This window comes from Larkinella punicea (genome assembly GCF_003334855.1).
Lineage (GTDB): Bacteria > Bacteroidota > Bacteroidia > Cytophagales > Spirosomataceae > Larkinella > Larkinella punicea.
In genome coordinates this window covers 41,310-50,519 of the sequence record NZ_QOWE01000039.1, presented here as the reverse complement: position 1 = coordinate 50,519, position 9,210 = coordinate 41,310, and the positions used below count along the sequence as shown (strand labels likewise).

General features: G+C 50.5%; 11 protein-coding genes. 1 reads left to right on the top strand and 10 read right to left on the bottom strand.

What is annotated here, in order from left to right; genetic code table 11:
• Positions 1-178: 178 nt before the first annotated feature.
• From DUE52_RS31070 to DUE52_RS31035, 8 genes are all read right to left on the bottom strand, one after another.
• The gene (locus DUE52_RS31070) at positions 179-937 is read right to left on the bottom strand and encodes a carbonic anhydrase (RefSeq protein ID WP_114410038.1); all 759 of its coding nucleotides are present in this window, start codon (positions 935-937) and stop codon (positions 179-181) included.
• 330 nt (positions 938-1,267) lie between these two features.
• The gene (locus DUE52_RS31065; protein WP_114410037.1) at positions 1,268-1,936 is read right to left on the bottom strand and encodes a YdcF family protein; all 669 of its coding nucleotides are present in this window, start codon (positions 1,934-1,936) and stop codon (positions 1,268-1,270) included.
• 156 nt (positions 1,937-2,092) lie between these two features.
• Positions 2,093-2,938 carry a prohibitin family protein gene (locus DUE52_RS31060; RefSeq protein ID WP_114410036.1) on the bottom strand — a complete coding sequence of 282 codons (846 nt, stop codon included), beginning with the start codon at positions 2,936-2,938 and terminating at the stop codon, positions 2,093-2,095.
• Positions 2,919-3,137: a hypothetical protein gene (locus DUE52_RS31055; RefSeq protein ID WP_114410035.1), complete on the bottom strand. Its 219-nt coding sequence runs from the start codon at positions 3,135-3,137 to the stop codon at positions 2,919-2,921. Before DUE52_RS31055 ends, DUE52_RS31060 begins: the two co-directional genes overlap by 20 nt.
• Positions 3,138-3,335: 198 nt before the next feature.
• Positions 3,336-4,304 (bottom strand): DUF4886 domain-containing protein, encoded by a 969-nt coding sequence (locus DUE52_RS31050; protein ID WP_114410034.1) that lies wholly within the window; start codon positions 4,302-4,304, stop codon positions 3,336-3,338.
• Positions 4,305-4,873: 569 nt separating this feature from the next.
• Positions 4,874-5,236: a hypothetical protein gene (locus DUE52_RS31045; protein WP_114410033.1), complete on the bottom strand. Its 363-nt coding sequence runs from the start codon at positions 5,234-5,236 to the stop codon at positions 4,874-4,876.
• Positions 5,223-5,699 (bottom strand): Panacea domain-containing protein, encoded by a 477-nt coding sequence (locus DUE52_RS31040; RefSeq protein ID WP_114410032.1) that lies wholly within the window; start codon positions 5,697-5,699, stop codon positions 5,223-5,225. The genes DUE52_RS31045 and DUE52_RS31040 overlap by 14 nt, the downstream gene beginning before the upstream one ends.
• 130 nt (positions 5,700-5,829) lie before the next feature.
• On the bottom strand, positions 5,830-7,047 hold the full coding sequence (locus DUE52_RS31035; protein WP_229312369.1) for a serine hydrolase domain-containing protein: 1,218 nt from the start codon (positions 7,045-7,047) through the stop codon (positions 5,830-5,832).
• 141 nt (positions 7,048-7,188) lie between these two features.
• Between DUE52_RS31035 and DUE52_RS31030 the strand changes: the two genes are divergently transcribed.
• Positions 7,189-8,007, top strand: a complete 819-nt coding sequence (locus DUE52_RS31030) for a type III pantothenate kinase (RefSeq protein ID WP_114410030.1) — start codon at positions 7,189-7,191, stop codon at positions 8,005-8,007.
• Here the strand turns inward: DUE52_RS31030 and DUE52_RS31025 are convergent.
• Positions 8,004-8,195, bottom strand: coding sequence for a type II toxin-antitoxin system antitoxin (locus tag DUE52_RS31025; RefSeq protein ID WP_114410029.1), 192 nt, complete (start codon positions 8,193-8,195; stop codon positions 8,004-8,006). The two genes, DUE52_RS31030 and DUE52_RS31025, sit on opposite strands and share 4 nt — an antisense overlap.
• Positions 8,196-8,295: 100 nt before the next feature.
• Positions 8,296-9,147 (bottom strand): SPFH domain-containing protein, encoded by an 852-nt coding sequence (locus tag DUE52_RS31020; protein WP_114410028.1) that lies wholly within the window; start codon positions 9,145-9,147, stop codon positions 8,296-8,298.
• Positions 9,148-9,210 lie beyond the last annotated feature (63 nt).

Genomic DNA, 9,210 nt, shown 5'->3' with positions numbered 1-9,210 from the left:
TCAATGCCAAGATCAAAGCCTTCCGGACTCAGTTCAGAGGGGTAAGAAACGTCGAGTTTTTCCTTTATCGATTAACGCAGTTATATGCTTAAACCAAGATGCTCCACAACTTTTGCTCTTGATCCGATTGGATTTACCCCTCCATTATCTCGGTCTGGTTTCAGAGTAATTCCACTTTTTACAAAATATCTTCGTATAACAGCCTTGAATTCAGCGGTTGGACAGGCCGGGCATTATGATCATAATGTGCTTTAAACTGATCAATCTGTGCACTTGAAACCTCAATCGGTGTTTTCACAATAAAAAACATTACTCCTTGAGAACAGGGCGGAGTGGTCAGCGACCCCATGTACGTGTAGTAGCGGTTATCGGAAGGCAGTAGGCTATTCAGGTCAATGGAGGTAGTTGTACTAACCTCGGTTTCTTTTTGTTTTGGCCAATTACTCAACACGGATTCAAAGAGCGAATTAGCAACTCCTTTTTTAAGAAAATAACCAACTACCAGTAGCGCCCCTGAGGAGGGGTCCTGATGCACCAGATGTAGTTCCATATCACTGGCTACGCCATCAAGCAAATGTTCGCTGTGGTAATGAAAATGAAACTGCTTAAAATCATACGTTTTCTTATTGTAAACAACTCGATTGGTACCGTTATTATTGACTTGAAGCGTATGACCATTGTCTATTATTTTAATTGGAAAAGCGCTGTAGTTAAAATCCAGATTCGGCAGATCGACTTTAATGGTGCTATTCGTTTGAATATCTACCGGCGATTGAATCGGGCCTGCACATTCCGAAAACCCCTGTGTTTGCCAATCAGGGTGTTCATAATTCCAATGGATAACATCGGGCTTTACGATGTCTTCGGTTTTAGAACATGAACCTACGGCGATCGCCAGCATAATAATAAATACCTTGATAATGGAAAACTGATTCATAAGCTCTTAAGGGTTAAAAGATTAGGAAGTTCACTTAAGAGAAAATGCAACAATTATTATGCCTATACGCCTGAAGTAGTGACTACGTTCGCAAAATGAGCCAATTGATTTTTTACCGTCTATGTACACCGGGTAAAAAACTGATAATAATTAACCCTATTGAAAAAACGCCCACGTCGGCAAATGACCGCAGCACCTGAAAGTGTTCAGCAAAGTGTGTCAAGTTGATAGATTGGCTCAGTTTGCCGGGAGGAGGTCACATTGAATCAGGGGCCTTTTTTTGTGCTTTGGCGAGGTGGGGCAGCTAAGAAAGAGCAATCCCAAAAACCGTTACGCCTTGATCAGATGCTGGTCATACCCGGCGGCAACCAGGGCTTCATAGGCATCCCAAACGTCTTGTGGAATTTCCTGCGGAACCTGAAACCCCTTCCGGGGATATTCCCTGATCCGTTGTAAATCCCCCACCATGATGTGAATCACCTGCTCCGGCGACAGCTCGGGATTCGAGTACGTTTCCAGGTATTCCTCGTAGGAAGCCTGCGGAGAAGTAACGCGCACCTGTTTTTGGGGCCAAACCTTCCGAAACGTAGCGTAGCTCCGGCGCTCCATGTACGGTTTTTGAACCAGCAGAAAACGAGTTGGGTCGAGGTTGCGCTCCGCAAGCCGTTGTTGGGTAAACAGGACATTTTCCCCGGTATTGGTGGATTGGTTTTCAATAAGCATGGCCTCGTCCGGAACGCCCATGTTCCGGGCAATTTCGGCAAACTGATCCGCTTCGGGTTCGGTCCACAGGTTTCGGGTAATCACGCCCAGGCCACCGGAAAAGATCAGGAGCGGAGCCCAGCCGTCCAGCCAGAGCTGCGCGCCCCGTTCTGCAACTCGTTTATCGTAACTACAAAGGACAAAAATGGCGTCGGCAGGCTGAAGGGGCTGGTTGAGCCGGTGGTAGTCCCATAATTTTTTAGCCAGATGATGAATGGAAGCAGGAATTTGATTCATAAAAAGGATTTATCGTGTCCAAGTCTCTTTAGGGAAGGGTTGGTTACGTTTTTGAATTAGAATCGACTAAGTCCGCTTTTGCCCCCCAGCCCCGAAGCGTCGGCCCTGCCCTTTAGGGTAACGCAGCAATTTCAAAGCAGAATACCAAACTTCGTTTCAGGGCTTGATGCCCAGCATCAAACTGGCCGATCCCGTCGAGGTGGTAGGCAGTTTGCCGTCCCATTTCTCAATCCACTGCTGCTGAATCAGCATGGGCGTCAAGGTACGCTGTTTCAGGGTGTTGGCTTCGGATTCGGCCTGCGCATTAATCAGCCGGGCGCGGGCGGCTCCGGTTGCGCGGGTAATCGCAATTTCGGCCTGGGCTTTTTCCGACTCAATCTTGTTCCGAAGGGCCATGGCCGTTTGAACGGCGGTATTTTTGGCATCGATCGCAGCCTGAAGAGAAGGCGGTGGGGTGACGGCTGAAGTCAAGCGTTCGTAAATAAAACCGTCTTCTTTGAGCGATTTACGCAACTCGGCTTCCACTTTCGCTTCGAAACGCGCCCGTTGTCCCACCAGACTATCGGATTTAAATTCGTTGGTAGTCAGCCGGTAAGCATCGAATACCATGTTTCGGATGATGGTTTGCTCGAGCTGCGGCAACGGCCGGCGGTATTGCCGGTAAATCTGCGGAACCTCCGCCGGATTGGGGTGATACGTCAGCGTTGGGTCCACCGTAAAGGAAGCACCGTCGTTTGTATTCACGGTAAAGGACTGGTAATCGACGGTCTGGGTGAAGGTTGGAAATTCTTCAATTTTAGTCAGCCAGGGAATATACCACACAAAACCGGTCACTTCCGTAATGTCGCTCACGCCCCGATCCGATCCCGACATGTTAATCTTTAGCCCCACGTGTCCGGCATCGATGCGGGTATAGAACCGGCCAATAAATGAGAAAAGGAGCAGGAGTACGACAACGGTTATACCGATGGTAACCAGACGTTTACGAGGGAGTGTTTCCATTGTGGTGTTTTCGTTTTTTAAGAGGGAGTTTTGTAAAACCTTTTGTGCCAACCACCAGCAGAACCCAGGATGCGATCAGTACAAAACCGGCGAAATTCAGGAAAGAATTGGCCTGATTCAGTAACGCAAACGTCCCGTTCAGAATAAAGAACGTAGCAACCAGCACCAGCAAATAGCGGGTAATTGATCGAATATCCATTGCACATCAGGTTTTGAGTTGAACACGGTTCGGACTTCTACGGCCGATTGGGCTGTAATGTACCGATCGTTCTGATGACCGCGAGGATTGTTATGCAGGATACGGTTTTTGAATTACAAGCGGTTCTTTTTCAGGTTGACATTCTGACCTATCGCGTTCAAATCCTGATGGTTACTGAATCTATGAGAGGAGTAATTTCTAATTTTTAACACCTTTGCCACTCTTTTTCACCGTCGACCAGGCGGTTTTTCTCAACTGAGCGGCAAAGTCGGCGGGAACCGTTTCGGGAACGAATTTCAGGTCGACGGGTGATTCATTGAACAGAAAACCGTACCAGACCAGCGACCCCAAATAACAACCGGCGGCACTGGCGTGGTGTGAATCAAAACCCAGTTTGTTGTCTTTCCAGCTATATCCCACATGCAAAGAATGGTCCTGATTCGGCAAATTGGGCGCCTGCGGTTTGGCAAAATCATAACCGGTATCTTTCCGGTACGCCCAGTTGGGGTCTGAACTGATCCGCCAGAAGGCATCGCCAACGGGAATGACGGACGCGCCCACTTCGCGGGCGATGGTGCGGTAAGCCGCCCGTGATTTCTCCCACATTTCCTTTTCGCTCTGGGCCATTTTTCCGGCGGCAACCTGCCCAAAACCGTCGGCATCGGAGCGATAGGCCCACGTTTGATGAAACACGATTTTGGCCGAAGGCTGCAGCTTTCTGATGTAGTCGGCCAGCTTCTTCGCGTACGGCTGGTAGGTATCTGCATCGCCCGACAGCATGGAATATTGTTGTAGCGTCACCACATCCCAGACGCCCTCCGCCAGCAGCATTTTCAACGACTTGCCGTTGTAGGCTTTTCCTTTCGGATCGTCCGGATTGGCCTCGGCGGCTTCCACAATTTCCCAATGCCGTTGCAGCGAACAACCGCCTAATTCGGCCCGCCCCAGGGTCAATGCATGACCGCCTTCTTCGCTCAGTTCCCGCAGATATTTGGCCGCATTGCCCGAAAAACTGTTCCCGATGATGAACAGATGGAGCGGTTTTCCATTCTTTTTTGCGTCGGAAGACTCCGGAGCGCCGGTTTGGGAAACGGCGACCCGACTGACGAAAAGCAGCAGAAAGAATACGAAGGCACGAACCCGGAATACGGCGGTATTGACAAGCATAGCTGGCGGATTAAATAACCAAAAGCAAAAAGTCCGGTTCGCTTTACTCTCCTCACAAACACTTTACGTTCGGTTTCGCTTCGAAAAGTACCGCAAGGCTCAATCGTTGCAGTGAAACTCTTCGATGGAGCCTCTCAGGCTGATTCCTCCGCATTTGCAGGTATAGCGACCGCCCGGGCATTCCAGTGTTCTTTCGTCATAAAATGGGGTAGGGCCGCTGTTATCAATCAGTTGACATCTGCAAGTAACCGTTACCGAAGCATTGGGATCAATTTGATGATCGGAACAGGACCAGGGAAAAACCAGCAGTAAAAGGAGGCTCAGGTAGCCTAGTGTCCTTTGGGTAAACACCGTTTTCATCGTGAGGAAAGGTTTAGCGGAGAGGTATTTTGACACCAGGTGCAATGAAAGCCCGTGATCGGGCCAGGAGAAAGGCATACTTACACTGAAATCACTTGTAAATAGTATAAAATTATAGTCATTTTATACTATTTATTTACTAAAAGGCAATGGCTTCCAGCCTTCCGGGCCTGAAAGCTGCGTCACAAGCCTTTTACAGACTTCAACCCTTATTTTCCGGGGAATAAATACTTGGTTACAATCACAAAAAAGGCGGTTACGTTAACCGTTGTAGAACCGATCAAGGCGATGGTGACAGCCTGCGGAATGTCCAGATAATGAAGCCCTTCGGCAATGATAATTCCCAAAATCACGACCAACCAGAAAACCACCATCCAGAAGATCCATTGGGCGAATTTCTTCCGTTCCTGAATGTCCTGCGCCAGCCCTACCAGACGCGTCCGGCGTTCTTCCTTGTCATATTGCTCGAACTCGTTTTGGGAAAGTCCGCTGTTGAGCGGGTTGGTCGACGACGATTCGATCAGTTTCCGGAAGTTCTCTTTCGCCTTTTCGCTGCCTTCATTCTCCGACATCGCGTCTGATAATTTCGGTGAAATAGTCTTTAATCAAGTCGTTATCGATGGGCTCCTGCTCCAGTGTACCATCCCCGCTCCGGCTAACCGACAGATACCAGGGTGATCCTTCGACATGGGTCCAGTTGGAAAGCTGAATGGCGTTGTAATCTTTGGCAATGTCCCAGGCAAAATTGATGGAATCCTGCGCCTGCGGATCCAGTTCTTCGTCCCAGTCGCTGCTGGGGATCGGGGTTGTAATCGGGTTATTCCCAAACCGTTTGAAGCGGGTATAGACGTCGGGAATCACGGGGCCATACGACCACGCCTGTACTTTTTCGGCAATCAGCGGTTTTTCGTGCCGGGCTAAGTGCAGCCCGTGCGCCATGTAAATGAGCTTCTGCAGCTTCATCGGCGTCAGGGGACGGCCTTCGGCAACGCCCTTGTTTATAAACTGTCTGGCAATTAGCAATGCCGGGTACATAGATTCGTATTTATTGTTTACCTGGTAACCGGGTGCCGTTCATTCAGTCGGCAAAGCGATCCTCATCTCCTGAAAATCAACAAGTAAAGATACAACGAACCGGGTTAATTTCCACCCTTTTTTGGGGGAATCAATGTGGTTCGTTGTGTTCCAGAACTACTTTTTCAGCCGACTTCCGCCCACCTTTCATCTGCCGGGTCTGCGTATACGCACGACTCAGATACGTAACAATATCGGTGCCATCGTCGCTCGGAAAATTCCCGCGCGAATGGTGTAACGCGTTGACAAACAAAACCGCCGTTACCTGGTTGGGAAACGTCATCCAGACCGTGCGGACACCCTGGTATTGAGCCAGTTTCAGATACCACCATCCGTCATGGTAGCGGATGGCTCCGTCCGGAATCGTACCGGCATAAGCTCCCATCCGGTACGTCAGCAGCGTGTCTTTCCAGGCGGTTGTCAGCACGCTCTGGTCGGCAGTCGACAGAACCGTGGCAAACAATTTTCCAGCTTCGGTGGGTGTCATATACCAGCCATACGCCCCGACGGTATTGGTAAAATTTCCCGGATTCCAGCCCGTTATGCCCGTTTTGAGGTAGGCATACGTATAGGTTGGATCACCGGTCGGGTGGTTGGCCAGGATGTTGGTGAGACCGACTTTTTCAAACACATTTTTCTGGACGTAGTCGATATACCGCTGCTGCGTTTGCTGATCGTCGATGCTGTCCTCACCGGTAAACGAATAGCCTAAAATGCCGGGAATCAGAACCCGAAACAAACCAAAATTGGCATTCTGGTAACAATAATCCCCCCGGTTGGCGGTTTTGACACCCTGCTGCACGAGTTGTTTTAACCCGAACCAGATGTTTTCGGAAAAAGCCCCATTGACGCAATTGTTGCCCAACCCAATGATACCGCTGCGGTGCGTCATCAAATCCCGGAACGTAATCTGATCGATATTCTCGCCTTTCGGCCAGGACGGTGGCAGATAAGGGGCAATTTTATCGGTGGTTTTCAGGCCTTTCTCCGCAGCCAGGTGCAGAAACGCCATCGTCGTGATGGTTTTGCTCATGCTGGCGATGTGCGTTTTGGTATCCAGCGTAAAAGCCTTCTCCCCTTCCGATTCCGTGGTTCGGGATTTCAAACCGCCACGGCCCGACGCCCGCACCTCGCCTTTTTCCAGAATCACAAAACCGTAGCCAATCTGTTTGGTTTTCAGTGAGTCATCGAGGGCTTTTGCAAACGTTTCAAACCAGGTCAGGGGTTTGTCCGGTGTAACGTCCTGATCGCCTTTCCGACAGCCCGTTACCAGCAAACCCAGCAGCCCTAACCAACAGAAGCCTTTCATCCCATGTGTCATTCCGGTTCGTAGTAAAATCGATTGTTGAGCAAATCTGGTGTCAAAAATAACAGCATTGCGCGAACACTTCATTTTCAGAACGGGGTTTCGTGCTATCTTTGCAAATTCTACTGAAATACCATACCCTCTATGTTCCTCGCCGTCGACGCAGGCAATTCCGATACCGTCTTTGGTTTATACGATCAGCAGCAATGGCGACACGTCTGGCGGACGCGTTCGTTGCTCGAAGAACCCATGGCTTTTCACCTCAGTGACCGACCATTTGGCGATACGGATGCCGTTCCGGCTGAGCGCGACCGGTATGAACGACTGCTGCGTTTGTGGTTTCTGGAAGCCAATATTCCGCTCAGTGCAATTCAGTCGATTGTCGTTAGCAGCGTGGTGCCGGAACTTACCCCAACGCTGAAAACCACACTCGCCCGGCTTTTTGGTCTGGAACCGGTTGTGGTTGGCCCGGCGATCTACCACGCCTTGCCACTCCAGATTCTGCGCCCCTACGCCATCGGAACCGATCTGGTAGCCAATGCGCTGGCGGCTCATATTCGTTACAAGGAGAATTGCGTCGTCGTCGATTTCGGTACGGCGCTAACCTTCACGACGGTTTCGGCGGCTGGTCAAATGCTTGGCGTCGCCATTGCACCGGGGCTAAAAACCGCCGTGCGTTCGCTGTTTTCCACCACGGCACAGTTGCCCGAAGTGCCGCTGGTGATGCCTGAATCGGCGCTGGGCACCAGCACCGCCCATGCCATTCAGGCGGGTGTAGTACTTGGCTATGAAGGATTGGTCCGGTCGCTCCTCAACCGCATCCGGGCCGAACTGAATGGCGACTGCATCGCCATTGCCACGGGTGGCATGGCCACCGCTATCCCAACTTTAGAAGCTGATTTTGCGGCTATTGTTCCGAATTTGACCCTGGACGGTATTCGGGAAGTGGGTTTGCGGGTTTAACCCACCTCCGGATCGGCGTCGGGATTGGGGTCGGAATTCGAACCTTTTTTTCGTTTCTTCAATGCTTCATTGAGGATATACTCGATCTGCCCGTTCACACTACGGAACTCTTCCTGCGCCCAGCGCTCGAGTTCCTTCAGCGTTTCGGGATTGATCCGTAACACAAATGCTTTTTTCTCCGCAGCCATTCTTTCAATTAAGAGTTAAAAATTAAAAGTTAAAAGTTGAACAGGCACCGCCGGACCGCTGGCAGTCCGAAACCTATTTTTAACTTTTAACTCTTAATTTTTAATTGTACAAGGTTCCGGCGTTGACGACTGGGCTGACGGATTTTTCTCCGCACAGGACAACCAGTAAGTTGCTGACCATGGCGGCTTTCCGTTCTTCGTCCAGGTGTACAACCCCTTTTTCGGCCAGTCGCGCCAGGGCCATTTCAACCATGCCGACGGCTCCTTCCACAATCTGCTTCCGGGCCGATACGACCGCCGTAGCCTGCTGGCGTTGCAACATCGCTCCGGCAATTTCGGGCGCATAGGCCAGGTGACTAATCCGGGCTTCGAGCACATCGACACCGGCCCGTTCCAGCCGTTCGTTCAGTTCCCGTTCCAGCAGGATGTTGATCTGGCCGGTGCTGTCGCGGAGCGTAACTGGCGCGTCCTCGTCTTCCATGCTGTCGTAGGCACAGGTGCTCGCGAGGTGCCGCACAGCCGCTTCCGACTGAATCTGCACAAACAGCGTGTAATCATCCACTTCAAACAGAGCCTTGGCACTGTCGGCCACCTGCCAGACGACAACGGCAGCAATTTCGATGGGATTTCCCATTTTGTCGTTCACTTTCAGCGTTTGGCCATTCAGGTTGCGGGCGCGCAGGCTGATTTTTTTCTTGCTATACAGCGGATTGACCCACCGAAGACCGGTCTGTTTCATCGTTCCGGTGTAATCACCAAAAAACGTGGTAACGACGGCTTCTTTCGGATTGATCACGGCGAGTCCGCTCATGAGAATCATGGAAACAAAGAAGGAAAGACCACCGAGCCAGAACGCACGTAAAAAAAATCCGTAGGCCGAGACGCCCAGCAGAATAAGGGCTATGAGCAACAGGACATAGCCGGAAAGGGAAGTAAGGTTCTTTTCATTCATGGCAGTTTGTGATATTATTTTGATATCACAATAATAGCAATTATTTTGATTTCCAGCCAAGGA